The organism is Streptomyces sp. NPDC001220 (assembly GCF_053597895.1).
This window is the reverse complement of sequence record NZ_JBSFJE010000021.1, coordinates 102870-118724: the sequence shown is the minus strand read 5'-3', so window position 1 is coordinate 118724 and position 15855 is coordinate 102870. Positions and strand designations below refer to the sequence as shown.

At 72.2% G+C, this 15855-nt stretch carries 13 protein-coding genes; 10 read left to right on the top strand and 3 right to left on the bottom strand.

The genetic code is table 11. The features are described from left to right. Nucleotides 1-217: 217 nt before the first annotated feature. From ACWDGI_RS37935 to ACWDGI_RS37925, 3 genes are all read left to right on the top strand, one after another. Entirely contained in the window at nt 218-427 is a 210-nt protein-coding gene (locus ACWDGI_RS37935) for a pentapeptide repeat-containing protein (RefSeq protein ID WP_450767093.1), read from the top strand. 70 nt (nt 428-497) lie between these two features. Beyond that, nucleotides 498-2027 (top strand): tRNA (N6-isopentenyl adenosine(37)-C2)-methylthiotransferase MiaB, encoded by a 1530-nt coding sequence (miaB, locus tag ACWDGI_RS37930; RefSeq protein WP_450767091.1) that lies wholly within the window; start codon nt 498-500, stop codon nt 2025-2027. A gap of 100 nt (nt 2028-2127) precedes the next feature. Beyond that, entirely contained in the window at nt 2128-2835 is a 708-nt protein-coding gene (locus tag ACWDGI_RS37925) for a class III extradiol dioxygenase subunit B-like domain-containing protein (protein WP_450767089.1), read from the top strand. A 111-nt stretch (nt 2836-2946) separates the two neighbouring features. On the opposite strand, the gene ACWDGI_RS37920 is transcribed toward ACWDGI_RS37925, so the two are convergent. After that, nucleotides 2947-3219: an antitoxin gene (locus ACWDGI_RS37920; protein WP_450767087.1), complete on the bottom strand. Its 273-nt coding sequence runs from the start codon at nt 3217-3219 to the stop codon at nt 2947-2949. A 33-nt stretch (nt 3220-3252) separates the two neighbouring features. Continuing rightward, on the bottom strand, nt 3253-3567 hold the full coding sequence (locus tag ACWDGI_RS37915; protein ID WP_450767085.1) for a hypothetical protein: 315 nt from the start codon (nt 3565-3567) through the stop codon (nt 3253-3255). 179 nt (nt 3568-3746) lie between these two features. On the opposite strand from ACWDGI_RS37915, the gene miaA reads away from it, so the two are divergent. The 6 genes from miaA to hflX all read left to right on the top strand — a co-directional run bounded on the left by miaA (nt 3747) and on the right by hflX (nt 11943). Next, nucleotides 3747-4685, top strand: a complete 939-nt coding sequence (gene miaA / locus ACWDGI_RS37910) for a tRNA (adenosine(37)-N6)-dimethylallyltransferase MiaA (protein WP_450767083.1) — start codon at nt 3747-3749, stop codon at nt 4683-4685. A gap of 106 nt (nt 4686-4791) precedes the next feature. After that, nucleotides 4792-5298: a hypothetical protein gene (locus ACWDGI_RS37905; protein WP_450767184.1), complete on the top strand. Its 507-nt coding sequence runs from the start codon at nt 4792-4794 to the stop codon at nt 5296-5298. 145 nt (nt 5299-5443) lie between these two features. Further along, nucleotides 5444-6307: a diaminopimelate epimerase gene (gene dapF / locus ACWDGI_RS37900; RefSeq protein WP_450767081.1), complete on the top strand. Its 864-nt coding sequence runs from the start codon at nt 5444-5446 to the stop codon at nt 6305-6307. A gap of 295 nt (nt 6308-6602) precedes the next feature. After that, entirely contained in the window at nt 6603-8720 is a 2118-nt protein-coding gene (locus tag ACWDGI_RS37895) for a RelA/SpoT family protein (protein WP_450767079.1), read from the top strand. A gap of 68 nt (nt 8721-8788) precedes the next feature. Beyond that, the gene (locus tag ACWDGI_RS37890) at nt 8789-10270 is read left to right on the top strand and encodes a M1 family metallopeptidase (RefSeq protein ID WP_450767077.1); all 1482 of its coding nucleotides are present in this window, start codon (nt 8789-8791) and stop codon (nt 10268-10270) included. A gap of 179 nt (nt 10271-10449) precedes the next feature. Next, complete coding sequence (gene hflX, locus ACWDGI_RS37885) at nt 10450-11943, top strand: GTPase HflX (RefSeq protein WP_450767075.1); 1494 nt, start codon at nt 10450-10452, stop codon at nt 11941-11943. A 286-nt stretch (nt 11944-12229) separates the two neighbouring features. Here the strand turns inward: hflX and ACWDGI_RS37880 are convergent, their stop codons facing one another. Beyond that, nucleotides 12230-13447, bottom strand: a complete 1218-nt coding sequence (locus ACWDGI_RS37880) for a trypsin-like serine peptidase (protein ID WP_450767073.1) — start codon at nt 13445-13447, stop codon at nt 12230-12232. Nucleotides 13448-13933: 486 nt separating this feature from the next. On the opposite strand from ACWDGI_RS37880, the gene ACWDGI_RS37875 reads away from it, so the two are divergent. Continuing rightward, a complete protein-coding gene (locus tag ACWDGI_RS37875) occupies nt 13934-15619 on the top strand; it encodes a diaminobutyrate--2-oxoglutarate transaminase family protein (protein ID WP_450767071.1) in 1686 nt (561 codons plus the stop codon). Nucleotides 15620-15855 lie beyond the last annotated feature (236 nt).

Here is a 15855-nt window from a genome sequence, read left to right as displayed (position 1 = left end):
CCGCTCGGGGATGGCCGAAAGGGAGATCGGCGCTGCCCGCCGAGTCCCACACCAGTGCCCGTCGCTGAAGATCCGCCACCGGGTGGGTGATCCACTGGCCGGTGCACAGCCCGGAGAAGTCACCGGCGAAGGTGTTGGCTTCCCTGGCGGGTATGGCCGGGATCGCGCTCGCCGGTGCGGCGGCTTCCTGTCGGCGCGTGGCCACGCCCTGCCGTCGGTGGCCGCCGCAGGCGCGGCCCTGACCGGCGCGGCCCTGACCGGCGCGGCCCTGACCGGCGCGGCCCTGACCGGCGCGGCCCTGACCGGCGCGGCCCTGCTCCTCGCCCTCGCCGCCGCGAGCCGCCGCGGGGCGGACCCGGCTTCCGAACCGGCGGTCCGGGAGACGACGGCCCCCACACCCGTCCCGCCTTCGCACGGCCCCCGATGACCCCGTTCCCGCGTCGGCTGCGGGGACCGGCCCGCGACGAGGTGCTCTCGGCACCGCCTACCCTTGAGCCATGACCATCAGCAGCGACCGGAGCCCGGCAGTGGACATTCGTTCATCGAAAACGTACGAAATCCGCACCTACGGGTGCCAGATGAACGTCCACGACTCCGAGCGATTGTCCGGCCTGCTGGAGGAGGCGGGCTATGTCCGCGCCCCCGAGGGCGCCGACGGCGACGCGGATGTCGTCGTCTTCAACACCTGCGCCGTCCGGGAGAACGCCGACAACCGCCTCTACGGCAACCTCGGCCGCCTCGCCCCGATGAAGACGAAGCGCCCCGGCATGCAGATCGCGGTCGGTGGCTGCCTCGCGCAGAAGGACCGCGACACCATCGTGAAGAGGGCCCCCTGGGTCGACGTCGTCTTCGGCACCCACAACATCGGCAAGCTGCCGGTCCTCCTGGAGCGCGCCCGGGTGCAGGAGGAGGCACAGGTCGAGATCGCCGAGTCGCTGGAGGCGTTCCCCTCCACGCTGCCGACCCGGCGCGAGAGCGCGTACGCGGCCTGGGTGTCGATCTCCGTCGGCTGCAACAACACCTGCACCTTCTGCATCGTGCCCGCCCTGCGCGGCAAGGAGAAGGACCGGCGCACCGGCGACATCCTGGCCGAGATCGAGGCCCTGGTCGGCGAGGGCGTCTCCGAGATCACCCTGCTCGGCCAGAACGTCAACGCGTACGGCTCCGACATCGGCGACCGCGAGGCCTTCAGCAAGCTGCTGCGCGCCTGCGGGAGCATCGAGGGCCTGGAGCGGGTCCGGTTCACCTCCCCGCACCCCCGTGACTTCACCGACGACGTGATCGCCGCCATGGCCGAGACCCCGAACGTGATGCCGCAGCTGCACATGCCCCTGCAGTCCGGTTCGGACACCGTGCTCAAGGCCATGCGCCGCTCGTACCGGCAGGACCGCTACCTCGGGATCATCGAGAAGGTCCGGGCCGCCATCCCGCACGCCGCGATCACGACGGACATCATCGTGGGCTTCCCCGGCGAGACCGAGGAGGACTTCGAGCAGACCATGCACGTGGTCCGCGAGGCCCGCTTCACCCAGGCCTTCACCTTCCAGTACTCCAAGCGGCCCGGCACCCCGGCCGCCACCATGGAGGACCAGATCCCCAAGGAGGTCGTCCAGGCGCGCTACGAGCGTCTCGTCGCCCTCCAGGAGGAGATCTCCTGGGACGAGAACAAGAAGCAGGTCGGCCGCACCCTGGAGCTGATGGTCGCCGAGGGCGAGGGCCGCAAGGACGGCGCCACCCACCGCCTCTCCGGCCGCGCCCCCGACAACCGCCTGGTCCACTTCACCAAGCCCGACCAGGAAGTCCGCCCCGGCGACGTCGTCACGGTCGAGATCACCTACGCGGCCCCTCACCACCTCCTCGCCGAGGGCGCCGTCCTGGACGTGCGCCGGACCCGCGCGGGCGACGCCTGGGAGAAGCGCAACGCCGCCGAGGCGGCCAAGCCGGCGGGTGTGCTGCTCGGGCTGCCGAAGATCGGCGTGCCGGAGCCGCTGCCGGTGGCCGCGGCGAGCGGCTGCGGCTGCGACTGACGGGAACAGTCTCACCGCGCCGGTCCTCGCATCGGCCGACCCGGGTGACGTGCCGGTCGGGGTCCGACCTCGGGCGGCCGTCGCCGCTACCCTGCCGATCATGCTTGTCGCCGCAGCAGTCTGCCCCTGCCCGCCGCTCCTCGTGCCCGAGGTCGCCGCGGGTGCCGCCCCCGAAATGGACACCGCGCGTGCCGCCTGCGCCGACGCGCTGGGCGTGCTCGCCGCCGCGCGGCCCGACCTGCTGGTGGTGGTCGGGCCCGCCGAGGAGTCCGCGCGGGGCGCGTTCCCGCAGGGCAGCCGGGGTTCCTTCCGCGGCTTCGGCGTCGACGTCGACGTACGGCTCGGAAGTGGCGAGGCCGGTGAGCGGGAGCTGCCGGCCTCGCTCGCCGTCGGCGCCTGGCTGCTGGAGCGCACGGGCTGGGCCGACGCGCCCATCGAGGGGCTGGGCGTGGGCGAGCCGCTGGAGGCCGAGCGGTGCGTCCGTACCGGCCGGGAGATCGCCGGCCGGGCCGCGCGGGTGGCGATGCTGGTCATGGGCGACGCCAGCGCCTGCCGCACCCTCAAGGCGCCCGGCTACCTGGACGAGCGGGCGGCCCCCTTCGACGCCGAGGCGGCCCGCGCGCTCGGCACCGCCGACCTCGCGGCGATCAAGGCCCTCGACGTGGAGCTCGCGTACCAGCTCAAGGCCTCGGGCCGGGCCCCCTGGCAGGTCCTGGCCGGCGCGGCCGAGGACGCGGGCCTCGCCGGGGCGCTGCTCCACGACGAGGCGCCGTACGGCGTGGGCTACCTCGTGGCGACCTGGTCCTGACCCGGTCCTGCCTGAGCCCGGCCCGTCCAGGCCTGGACGCTTCGCGAAACGGCGGACGGCCGGGAGTCGGGTGACTCTCGGCCGTCCGCCGATCTGCGTGGTCCGCCCGGCTCAGGGAGCCGGTGGCCGGTCGTCCGGCCGGGTGGGGGCGGTGGGGTCGGTCGCGTCCGGGTGCACAAACCGGTCCATGGCGTCCTTGGCCCTGCCCGTACCCGTCTGGATCTTGTCGCTGTACTTACCCTTGGTCTTCTCGTCGACGACCCGCGCGGCCTTGTCGATGCCGTGCTGGAGTTTGTCGATCTTGTCCTCGTGCTGGTGCGCGAGATCAGAGACCCGGTCCTTGGCCGGGGCGAGCTTGGCCTTCAAATTGTCCAAAAGACCCATGGCTACCTTCCCTATGGCTTCCCTCGCGGGCCGCTATGTGCGGGCGCCCTCGCCGACCTCGTTGTCGGCGGCCTCCTTGGCGGACTGCTGCTGGGGGATCTCGGTGCTCTCGGCGCCGGTCACCGCGACGGGCTCCGGTTCCGTCCGCGCCTCCACGCTTCCGTCGCCGTCCTCGCCCGGCCCCTTCGCCACCGAGGCCCCGGCCGTCTCCTCCACCGCGTTCCCCGCCGCGTTCTCCGCTACGTCCTCCGCGGCGGACGGGTCCGGCTCGGCAACGGCCGGTGCCTCGGTGTGCGGCTCCTCCGTGGCCTTCGGCTTCTTCCCGAGGAATCGTGCAAAAACGCCCATATCCACTCCATACGTTACTCGTGCGAGCGAAATCCCGCGTGACCCGGTGCGTCCGTTTGCGCCACCCCGGTCACCGCCTCTCGCCGGCGGCGGGAATCTCGCAACGGGCAACGAAGCCGGACACGGACCGTCACGTAACTCGTTCGAGACCCGCCGCCGAGGTTTGCGAGACTGGTGCGGTGAGCAGCGCACCCCCCGCCCCCCGTGTCATCGCCGTCGTCGGCCCCACCGCGGCCGGAAAATCCGACCTCGGCGTCTTCCTGGCCCAACGGCTCGGCGGTGAGGTCGTCAACGCCGACTCCATGCAGCTGTACCAGGGGATGGACATCGGCACCGCCAAGCTGACGCCCGAGGAGCGCGCAGAGGTCCCGCACCACCTGCTCGACATCTGGGACGTGACCGTCACGGCCTCGGTCGCCGAGTACCAGCGGCTCGCCCGCGCCCGTATCGACGCCCTCCTCGCCGAGGGCCGCTGGCCGATCCTGGTCGGCGGTTCCGGGCTCTACATCCGCGGCGCCGTCGACAACCTGGAGTTCCCCGGCACCGACCCCGAGGTCAGGGCCCGCCTGGAGGAGGAACTCGCGCTGCGCGGCTCCGGCGCCCTGCACGCCCGGCTGTGCGCCGCCGACCCCGAGGCCGGCCGTGCCATCCTGCCCAGCAACGGGCGTCGTATCGTCCGGGCCCTGGAGGTGATCGAGATCACCGGTCAGCCGTTCACCGCCAACCTCCCCGGCCACGACTCGGTCTACGACACCGTCCAGATCGGCGTCGACGTGGCCCGCCCCGAGCTCGACGAGCGCATCGCGCTGCGCGTCGACCGGATGTGGGAGGCCGGGCTCGTGGACGAGGTGCGCGCCCTGGAGGCGCACGGGCTGCGCGAGGGCCGTACGGCGTCGCGCGCGCTCGGCTACCAGCAGGTCCTCGCGGCGCTCGCCGGGGAGTGCACGGAAGCGGAAGCGCGGACCGAGACCGTCCGTGCCACCAAGCGCTTCGCGCGCCGTCAGGATTCATGGTTCAGGCGCGACCCCCGGGTGCACTGGTTGAGTGGGGCCGCGGCGGACCGCGAGGAACTTCCGCGGCTGGCCCTGGCGTTGCTCGAACGACCGGTCACAGCCTGATCACGTCATGGCATCGGGATGCGCCACCGGTCATCGAGGCCTCCGGCGCCGTGCCATCATCGAGCTTCGATCGCAAGTGGAGTCCTAGTTGGGAGGGCGCGTGGCGATGGAGGCCGGCCCTCGCGACACCGCACATGACACCGAGCACGTCGCCGTGGCACCGGGTGATCCGGACGAGGGCGAGGACCGACTGACGCCGGACGGTCCGGACGACACGGTGGGTGGCGGGGTGACCGCCGACGGCCCCGAGCCGGAGGAGATGTTCACCAGCGGCCCCGAGGTCGAGGTCGAGCTCCGCCCGCAGCGCCGGCTGCGCCTGTGGCAGCTGGCCCCGATCGTGGGCCTGGCCGCGGTGGGCTCCCTGATGTTCGCCTTCCCGCTCGCCTTCGACTTCGGCGACAGCGGCGCGGTGATCGCGATGCTGGGCCTGCTGATCTGCTCCTGCGCGGCAGGCTGGGGCATGATGGCCGCCCGCCGGGTGGGCTACACCCTGCCGGGCTTCCCCGCGAGGGGCTCGGACCGCAGGCCCGACTGGCGTGTGGTGCTCGGATACGTGGTCCTGGTGGCACTCGTGGTCGTCCTGGCTGTCTGGCGAGTGGCGCGACTGCGCTGACGGACGGCCCACTGGAAGCGCCGCTGACCGAAGCGCCCGCAAGGAGCGCGGGGCCGTATCGACATGCGGCTCTGCCGCGCGGGCGCGGTCCGACCCCACCGGCCCGCGCCCGAAACACGCCGCACCCCTCCCGTACCCTCGAAGAATGAGCATCCCCTTCCTCAAGGGCCACGGCACCGAGAACGACTTCGTGATCGTCCCGGACCCGGACAACGCCCTGGACCTCACCCCGGCCGCCGTGACCGCCCTGTGCGACCGCAGGGCGGGCATCGGCGCCGACGGCGTGCTGCACGTCGTCCGGTCCGCCGCGCACCCCGAGGCCAAGGGGATGGCCACCGACGCGGAGTGGTTCATGGACTACCGCAACGGCGACGGCTCGATCGCCGAGATGTGCGGCAACGGCGTCCGCGTCTTCGCCCGCTACCTCCAGCACGCAGGTCACGTCACGGAGGGCGACCTCGCCGTCGCCACCCGCGGCGGTGTGAAGGCCGTCCACATCGCCAAGGACGGCGACGTCACCGTCGGCATGGGCCGTGCCCGCCTCCCCGAGAGCGACGTCACGGTGAGCGTCGGCGACCGCACCTGGCCCGCCCGTAACGTGAACATGGGCAACCCGCACGCCGTCGCCTTCGTCGAGGACCTCGCGCACGCCGGCGACCTCTACACCCCGCCTCCCTTCAGCCCGCCCTCGGCCTACCCCGAAGGGGTCAACGTCGAGTTCGTCGTCGACCGCGGCCCCGGCCACGTCGCGATGCGCGTGCACGAGCGCGGCTCCGGCGAGACCCGCTCCTGCGGCACCGGCGCCTGCGCCGTCGCCGTGGCCGCCGCCCGCCGTGACGGCGCCGACCCCGCCGTCACCGGAACCCCGGCGACGTACACCGTGGACGTGCCCGGCGGACGGCTCGTCATCACCGAACGACCCGACGGTGAGATCGAGATGACCGGCCCCGCCGTGATCGTGGCCGAGGGCGAGATCGACGCCGAATGGCTGGAAAACGGCGCACGCTGAACCTGCCCGACGTCAAGAACCGTGGTCCGGGGTGTCCCACAACACCCGGATCCACGGCCGACGTTGCTCCCGGTGGCGAAAAACGTCGGCCACCCCCCGAACAGGTGGCGCAAAATCGTAAACCTCCAAGTCGTCGCTCGAATGGGTGATCCGTTTCACGCTCGGCGAGAGGCGGTCAGTCGGGTGTGTTGGGCTCGGTAGCATCAAGCACCGGCACGGACGGGGGAACGTCACCAATCCCTGAGCCATGTATGCCCTGGGGCCCCGTCCGCCGGTCCACGAGCCGGAGGTGCCCATGAGTGCGGAGGCCACGAACCCTGCGACGCCCGGACCTGTAGTGCCCACAGCGGCCCGCAGGAAGGCCCGCCCCCGGATCGACCTGCGTCGGCTCGGCCGGGCCGCACTCCTCGGCAACGCGGCGCGCGGCAAGCTGCCCGACGCCATCGGCCATGTCGCCGAGGCGCACCGTGCCCACTACCCCGACGCCGACCTCGAACCCCTGCGCCGCGCCTACGTCCTCGCCGAGTCCTCGCACCGCGGCCAGATGCGCAAGAGCGGCGAGCCGTACATCACCCACCCCCTCGCGGTCACCCTGATCCTCGCCGAACTCGGCGCCGAGACCACGACCCTGACGGCCTCTCTGCTGCACGACACCGTCGAGGACACCGACGTGACCCTGGACCAGGTGCGGGAACAGTTCGGCGAGGAGGTCCGTTACCTGGTAGACGGAGTGACGAAACTCGAGAAGGTCGACTACGGGGCCGCCGCCGAACCCGAGACGTTCCGGAAGATGCTCGTCGCCACCGGCAGCGACGTCCGGGTGATGTCGATCAAGCTCGCCGACCGTCTGCACAACATGCGCACCCTCGGCGTGATGCGCCCCGAGAAGCAGGAGCGCATCGCCAAGGTCACCCGTGACGTCCTCATCCCGCTCGCCGAACGGCTCGGCGTGCAGGCCCTGAAGACCGAGCTGGAGGACCTGGTCTTCGCCATCCTGCATCCCGAGGAGTACGCGCGCACAAGGGAGTTGATCGCCGAGAACGCGGCCCGCGCGGACGACCCTCTCGCGGACATCTCCGACGAGGTGCGCGGGGTGCTGCGCGAGGCCGACATCCCCGCCGAAGTCCTCATCCGGCCACGCCACTTCGTCTCCGTGCACCGCGTCAGCCGCAAACGCGGCGAACTGCGCGGCGCCGACTTCGGCCGGCTGCTGGTGCTGGTCAACGAGGACGCGGACTGTTACGCCGTACTCGGCGAACTGCACACCTGTCTGACCCCGGTCGTCTCGGAGTTCAAGGACTTCATCGCCGTACCGAAGTTCAACCTGTACCAGTCGCTGCACACCGCGGTGGCCCGTGCCGACGGACAGGTCGCCGAAGTCCTCATCCGCACCCACCAGATGCACAAGGTCGCCGAGGCCGGTGTCGTCGCCCTCGGCAACCCCTACGCCCCGGCCGCCGACGCACCCGTCTCCGACGCCCCGGCCGACGGTGAGCGCGCCGACCCGACCCGGCCCGGCTGGCTCTCCCGCCTCCTCGACTGGCAGAAGGCCGCGCCGGACACCGACACCTTCTGGTCCACCCTCCGCGAGGACCTCGCCCAGGACCGCGAGATCACCGTCTTCCGCCCCGACGGCGGCACCCTCGGCCTGCCCGAGGGCGCCACCTGCGTCGACGCCGCCTACGCCCAGTACGGCGAGGACGCGCACGCCTGTATCGGCGCCCGGGTCAACGGCCGCCTCGCCACCCTCAGCACCGTCCTCAAGGACGGCGACACCGTCCAGCTGCTGATGGGCCAGGACCCGGCCTCCGAACCCTCCCGGGAGTGGCTGGAGCACGCCCACACGCCCGCCGCGCGCATCGCCATCCAGCGCTGGCTCGCCACCCACCCGGACAGCACCGAAGAGCCCCACGCGCCCGTGGCCGTACCCACGCGCCCGATCCCGGAGCCCCAGACCGTCACGCCCCGCACGGCCAGCGCCGTGGTCGTCGACCGGCCCGACGCGACCGTACGGCTGGCCGGCTGCTGCACCCCCGTACCGCCCGACGAGGTCACCGGCTTCGCGGTCCGCGGGGGAGTGGTCACCGTGCACCGCGTGGCCTGCGCCGCGGTGGCGCACATGAAGGGCACCGGGCGCCCCGAGACCGCGGTGAGCTGGGGCGACAGCACCGCCTGCCGGGTCACCCTGGTCGCCGAATCGTTCGGGCGCCCGCATTTGCTCGCCGACCTCACCGAGGCGATGGCCCAGGAGGGCGCCGAGATCGTCTCGGCGACCGTGGAACCCCCCAGCCAGCAGCGGGTCCGCCACACCTACACCGTCGAACTCCCCGACGCGGCCCACCTGCCCGCCCTCATGCGCGCGATGCGCAACGTGGCCGGGGTGTACGACGTCGACCGAGCGCAACACCAGTAGGTACCCGTTCGAGTGGATCGGGCGCGCGGCGTCGCCGTGGGCCGGCAGCGCGCTGGTAGCGGTGGTTCATGTCGCTCACCCTCCGCGCCCGTCGGCCCCGGCGCCGGCACACCGCCCTGCTCGCCTCCGCCGTCTCCGTCGCCCTGCTCGGCGCGAGCGCCCCGCCGGCGCCGCTGGGCATCGGCGACCGGCTCTTCCCCTACCTCGGCAACCCGGGGTACGACGTGGCGTCGTACGACCTCTCCTTCACCTATCCCGGCAGCAACGACAAGCCGCTCCAGGCCGTCACCACCATCAACGCCTGGGCCACCACCGACCTGGACCGGGTCAACCTGGACTTCGCGCACGGCAAGGTCGAGTCCGTCGAGGTCGACGGCCGGGCCGCCGCCTTCGACAGCGCCGGCGAGGACCTGGTCGTCACCCCGGACCAGCCGCTGCGGCGGGGCAGCTGGACGCGGATCACCGTGAAGCACACCAGCGACCCGATGGCCGCCAAGGGCCAGGACGGCGGCTGGGTACGGACCACCGACGGGCTCGCCATGGCCAACCAGGCCGACGCCGCCCACTTGGTCTTCCCGTGCAACGACCACCCGTCCGACAAGGCGATGTTCACCTTCCACATCACCGCCCCGAACGACTACACGGTCGTCGCCAACGGCCTCCCCACCGAGTCCTCCCGGGTCGGCCGGCAGACCACCTGGACCTACCGCACCGAGCACCCCATGGCCACCGAACTGGCCCAGGTCTCCATCGGCCGCTCCGCCGTACTGCACCGCACCGGCCCGCACGGCCTGCCCGTCCGGGACGTCGTCCCGAGCGCCGCCGCCAAGACCCTCGAACCCTGGCTGGCCAAGACCCCGGACCAGATCGCGTGGCTGGAGAGCAAGGTCGGGACGTACCCCTTCGAGACCTACGGCGTGCTCATGGCGCAGGCGTCCACCGGCTTCGAGCTGGAGACCCAGACCCTCTCCCTCTTCGAGAAGAACCTTTTCACCGAGACCGCGTACCCCAAGTGGTACATCGAGTCGATCATGGTGCACGAGCTGTCCCACCAGTGGTTCGGCGACAGCGTCAGCCCGCGCGTCTGGTCGGACGTCTGGCTGAACGAGGGCCACGCCACCTGGTACGAGGAGCTGTACGCGGAGGAGAAGGGCCACCAGCCCATGATCAACCGCATGAAGGCCGCCTACGGCGCCTCCGACCGCTGGCGCGCCGCCGGCGGACCGCCCGCCCTGCCCAAGGCGCCCGACCCCGGCCAGAAGATCAGCATCTTCCGCCCCAACATCTACGACGGCGCCGCGCTCGCCCTCTACGCCCTGCGCCAGGAGATCGGCAAGCCCGCCTTCGAGCGCCTGGAGCGGATCTGGGTACAGCGCCACAAGGACGCCACCGCCACCACCGCCGACTACGTGAAGCTGGCCTCGTCGATCGCGAACCGCGACCTCACCGGCTTCTTCGACGCCTGGCTGTACGGCGAGAAGACCCCGCCGATGCCCGGCCACCCGGACTGGAAGCAGGTCCCGGCCCCGGCCAGGCACTCCAAGAAGTGACGGCGCGGCGGCCCCCGGAACAAGCGGGGCGGCCCCCGGAATAACACGGTGCCGGGACGGTGCGTACCGTGCGACCATCATGGAGTCGGCGCGGTACGGGTCGCGGGGAATCTCCCGGGGTACTCGTACGTTGAGAAAGTGAACGCCGATTTCGGCATCCCCATCGACGTAAGGACCCAATGACCTCCTCTTCTTCCCCTTCCCAGGACACCAGGCGCCTCGCGCAGGACTACCCCGAAGGTCTTCGGGCCGATGCCCTGATGGAAGAGGACGTCGCCTGGAGCCACGAGATCGACGGAGAGCGGGACGGCGACCAGTTCGACCGCTCCGAGCGCGCGGCCCTGCGCCGCGTGGCGGGCCTCTCCACCGAGCTCGAGGACGTCACCGAGGTCGAGTACCGACAGCTCCGCCTGGAGCGGGTCGTGCTGGTCGGGGTGTGGACCACCGGCACCGTGCAGGACGCGGACAACTCCCTCGCGGAGCTGGCCGCCCTCGCCGAGACGGCGGGCGCCCTGGTGCTGGACGGTGTCATCCAGCGCCGCGACAAGCCCGACGCGGCCACCTACATCGGCTCCGGCAAGGCCCTGGAGCTGCGTGACATCGTCGTCGAAACGGGCGCGGACACCGTCATCTGCGACGGTGAGCTGAGCCCGGGCCAGCTGATCCAGCTGGAGGACGTCGTCAAGGTCAAGGTCATCGACCGGACCGCCCTGATCCTGGACATCTTCGCCCAGCACGCCAAGTCCCGAGAGGGCAAGGCGCAGGTCGCGCTCGCACAGATGCAGTACATGCTGCCGCGCCTGCGCGGCTGGGGTCAGTCGCTGTCCCGGCAGATGGGCGGCGGCTCGGGCGGCGGCCTCGCCACCCGTGGTCCCGGTGAGACCAAGATCGAGACGGACCGGCGGCGGATCCGCGAGAAGATGGCGAAGATGCGCCGCGAGATCGCGGAGATGAAGACCGGCCGCGACATCAAGCGCCAGGAACGCAAGCGCCACAAGGTGCCGTCCGTCGCCATCGCGGGCTACACCAACGCCGGCAAGTCCTCCCTGCTCAACCGCCTCACCGGCGCCGGCGTCCTGGTCGAGAACGCCCTGTTCGCCACCCTGGACCCGACGGTCCGCCGCGCGGAGACCCCGAGCGGCCGCCTCTACACGCTGGCCGACACCGTCGGCTTCGTGCGCCATCTGCCCCACCACCTGGTCGAGGCGTTCCGCTCCACCATGGAGGAGGTCGGCGACGCCGACCTGATCCTGCACGTGGTCGACGGCTCGCACCCGGTGCCGGAGGAGCAGCTGGCCGCCGTGCGCGAGGTGATCAGGGACGTGGGTGCCACCGACGTACCCGAGATCGTGGTGATCAACAAGGCGGACGCGGCCGACCCGCTGGTGCTCCAGCGGCTGCTGCGCAACGAGAAGCGGTCCATCGCGGTCTCGGCCCGCACCGGCCAGGGCATCCAGGAGCTGCTCACCCTGATCGACGACGAGCTGCCCCGCCCGTCGGTCGAGATCGAGGCGCTCGTCCCCTACACCCACGGCAAGCTGGTCGCCCGCGCTCACAACGAGGGCGAGGTGCTCTCCGAGGAACACACCGCCGAGGGCACCCTGCTCAAGGTCCGGGTCCACGAGGAACTGGCGGCGGAACTGACACCGTACGTTCCGACTCCGGCTGCGTGACGACTGATCGGTGAAGGGCCCGCCCCCTTTCAAGGGGGCGGGCCCTTCATGCTTCGTCGGGGGCGCGGGGCTGGATCGATATGCGGCGCCGCCGGGTGGGCGCCACCGGTCAGCGATGGCCGTCAGCCCGCGCCACCGGTCAGCGATGGCCGTCAGCCGGCGCCACCGGTCAGCGATGGCCGTCAGCCGGCGCCACCGGTCAGCGACGGCCGTCAGCCCGCGCCACCGGTCAGCGACGGCCGTCAGCCGACAACGCGGCAGCGCCCACGGGGAGACGACCGCCCCTCTACCGTCCCGCGAACTCCTTGCTGACCCCCTCGTACACACCCTTGGCCACAGCACCGAACCGAGGCCCGGCCAGCCACCCCGAGCTCACCGGCCCGATCGACGTGTTGGACACCAGCGCCGGCTTGCCGTCGGCCCCCGTCTCCACCCAGCCGCCACCCGATGCCCCACCGGTCATCGTGCAGCCGATCCGGTACATCGTCGGCGCCGACGCGTCGACCGACAGCCGCCCCGGCTTGTCCGCGCACTGGTACAGCAACGACCCGTCGTACGGCTTCGCCGCCGGATACCCGGTGGCCGTGATGCTCGAGACCTTCGGCACGGCCGGCCCGTCGAAGTTCACCGGAAGAGCCGAACCGACCGTCTCCTCCAGGGACTTGCCGCCACTGCCCTGCTCCGGTGTCACATGGATCACGGCGTAGTCGTACGACGCACCGTCGCCGCCCGTCTCCCCGCCCTGGTCGATCCACTGCTGCGAGGTCTGCGCCCCGTCACCCCACCAGACGCCGTACGGCGCGACCTGGGAGCGCGTCGCCTGCGCGAGCGCCGTGCCCGTCAGCCCCTGGTCGTTGTACGACGGCACGAACGCGATGTTCCGGTACCAGCCGCCGTTCTTGCCGGCGTGCACGCAATGACCCGCCGTCCACACCAGGTTGGACTTGCCCGGGTGAGCCGGGTCCTCGACGACCGTCGCCGAGCAGACCATCGTGCCCTCGGGGGAGTCGAAGAACACCTTCCCGGCGGTGGCCGCGTTGGCGTGGTACGTCGGCCGCACGGCCTTCGCCTCGACCGGGTCCGGCGTCGGGTCGGTCACCCCCTGGTCACCGGAGAGGTCGTTGTCGTCGACGCCCTTGTTCCTGTCCGGGTCGTTGGCGTCCCGCATCCGGTCCGGGTTCCACAGGCCCTTGATGATGGGGTTGATGAAGTCGTTGGCCTCGCGCAGCCAGTCGTCCCTGTCCCAGTTCTTCCAGGCGCCGTTCTTCCACTTGTCGATGTCGATCCCGTGCTCTTTGAGCTTGTTCCTGATGTCGTCCGGGATCTTGATCTTGCCGTCGCCGGTGTCGGCCGTGGCGGACGCCGGCGCCGGGCCGCCCGCGTTGTCGTCGCCGGAGCTGTCGCAGGCGGTGGCGGTCAGCGCCAGCGCCGAAGCGAGGGCGACGGCCGCCAGCGCCCGGGGCGCGCCCCTTCGAAGGGTGAACGACGGCCGGATGGATCGCATGCTGGTGACTCCCCCTGTTGGTAAGGAACTTGAGCGTCACACTATGCGCTCGCTGTGCGGGGCCGCCCATGGAAGGGCAACGGTTTCGCTACGGGCGGTCCGGTGCGGCCGTCCCCGCACTTCCGTCACTCGGACCCGCCTGACCTCGTCAAACCGCGCTGACCCGGACGGGCCAGTTCCCGTTGGGTTCCGGCCGGGGGACGAGTGTGCGGCCGCCGGTTCCGGAGGACGCTCGGCATGCATCAGGACGACGCTCGGCACGTATCAGGACGACGCTCGGCATGTATCAGGACGACGCTCGGCACGTATCAGGGTGTGACAGACGGCGGCCCGGTGTCGGTGTCCGTCGGTCTGGTGAAGGCAAGGATCTTGAGGCAACCCGTAACCCGTCGGCCGGTCCGGGGTTGGTAGCGGTGGGGGTCCCGCTGCCTGTGCCCGGTGCCCGCCGATCAACTCGCCTCTGGACAGCGGGGAGGACAGCGAGCCGTGGCCGTGACGGAGTCGGTGACCGGGGACACGTTCGGGGGAGCGCGCGCGGCGCACGAGGGGATCCTGAGACGCCAGTCGGCGCGTGAGTCGCGGGCGCGGACCTACGCGCGCGCCCTCCCCATCGTGCCGGTGCGGGCCCGTGGGCTGACCATCGAGGGCGCCGACGGCCGCCGCTACCTGGACTGTCTCTCCGGCGCCGGCACCCTCGCGCTCGGCCACAACCACCCGGTCGTACTGGAGGCGATCCGCAAAGTCCTGGACTCGGGCGCCCCCCTTTCCGTGCTCGACCTGGCGACCCCCGTCAAGGACGCCTTCATCACCGAGCTGTTCCGCACCCTGCCGCCCGGCCTCGCCGACCGCGCCCGCGTCCAGTTCTGCGGGCCCGCCGGGACGGACGCCGTCGAAGCCGCCTTCAAACTCGTCCGGGCCGCGACCGGCCGCACCGGCATCCTCGCCTTCACCGGCGCGTACCACGGCATGACCAGCGGCGCGCTGGCCGCCTCCGGCGGGGCCTGCGACGTACGGGTCGCCCGGCTGCCCTACCCCCAGGACTACCGCTGCCCGTTCGGCGTCGGCGGCCCGGACGGCGCCGAACTCGCCGCCCGCTGGACCGAGTCCGTCCTCGACGACCCCAAGTCCGGCGTCCCGCTGCCCGCCGGGATGATCCTCGAACCCGTCCAGGGCGAGGGCGGGGTGATCCCGGCGCCCGACGACTGGCTCCGGCGGATGCGGCAGCTCACCACCGACCGCTCCATCCCCCTCATCGCGGACGAGATCCAGACCGGGGTGGGCAGGACCGGAGCCTTCTGGGCCGTCGAGCACAGCGGGGTCACTCCCGACGTGATGGTCCTGTCCAAGGCCATCGGCGGCAGCCTCCCCCTCGCCGTCGTCGTCTACCGCGACGACCTCGACGTCTGGGAACCCGGCGCCCACGCCGGCACGTTCCGAGGCAACCAACTCGCCATGGCCGCCGGCACGGCCACCCTCGCCCACGTCCGGGAGAACGGCCTCGCCGAACGCGCGGGCCTGCTCGGCTCCCGCATGCTCGCCCAGCTGCGAGGCCTCCAGGAGGAGTTCGCGTGCGTGGGCGACGTGCGGGGGCGGGGGTTGATGATCGGGGTGGAACTGGTGGATCCGGAGGGGGAGCAGGGCCCGGGAGCCGCGCAGGACGGGCGCGCGTGGGCCGCGGGGGAGGGCGGGGGATACGCGGAGACGCGGCAGGACGGTGAGATCCGGGGCTTCGGTAGGGGCGGTGCGGTGGAGATGCGGGGCGGTGCCGTGGACGGAAGCGACTCGGACGGCGGTGCTGCGGGCAGGGTCGACCGGCGCGAAGGTGCTGCGGGCGAGGGCGGTGGGCGCGGCGGTGCCGTGCCCGGCGACGGGCGGGGCGGCGGTGCGGTGAGCGGGTGGAACGGTGCGGGCCGTCGCCGCCCGCACCCGGCCGCTCCCGAACTGGCCTCCGCCGTGCAGCGCGCATGCCTGGAACGCGGGCTGATCGTCGAGCTCGGCGGCCGCCACGCCGGTGTCGTGCGACTCCTGCCGCCGCTGACCATCACCGACGAACAGGCCGCCGCCGTCCTGGACCGCCTCGCCGACGCCGTGGCGGCGGTGGCCCGCGAGCCCGCCGCCCACGGCGTACGGCCGCCCCGCCGACGAGGCGGCGGCAAGGAGCCGGCCGGCTAGCCCACCCATCCGGAACGGGCCGACCGGCCACCGTGCCCGAGACGACCGAGCCGAAGGGACCGCCCGCAGCGAACCCACCCGACGGATCAGCCGGAAGGCGGAACCCGCCCGCCGGACCAACCGGAAGGCGCCCGCCCACCGGACCGCGGCCGTCGGACCGGCGCCCCGGCGCTGCCGGACCGGCGCAAGCAGGCCGGGCGCCCGGCGCGGCCGCACCGAAGCGGTCGCCCGGCGCC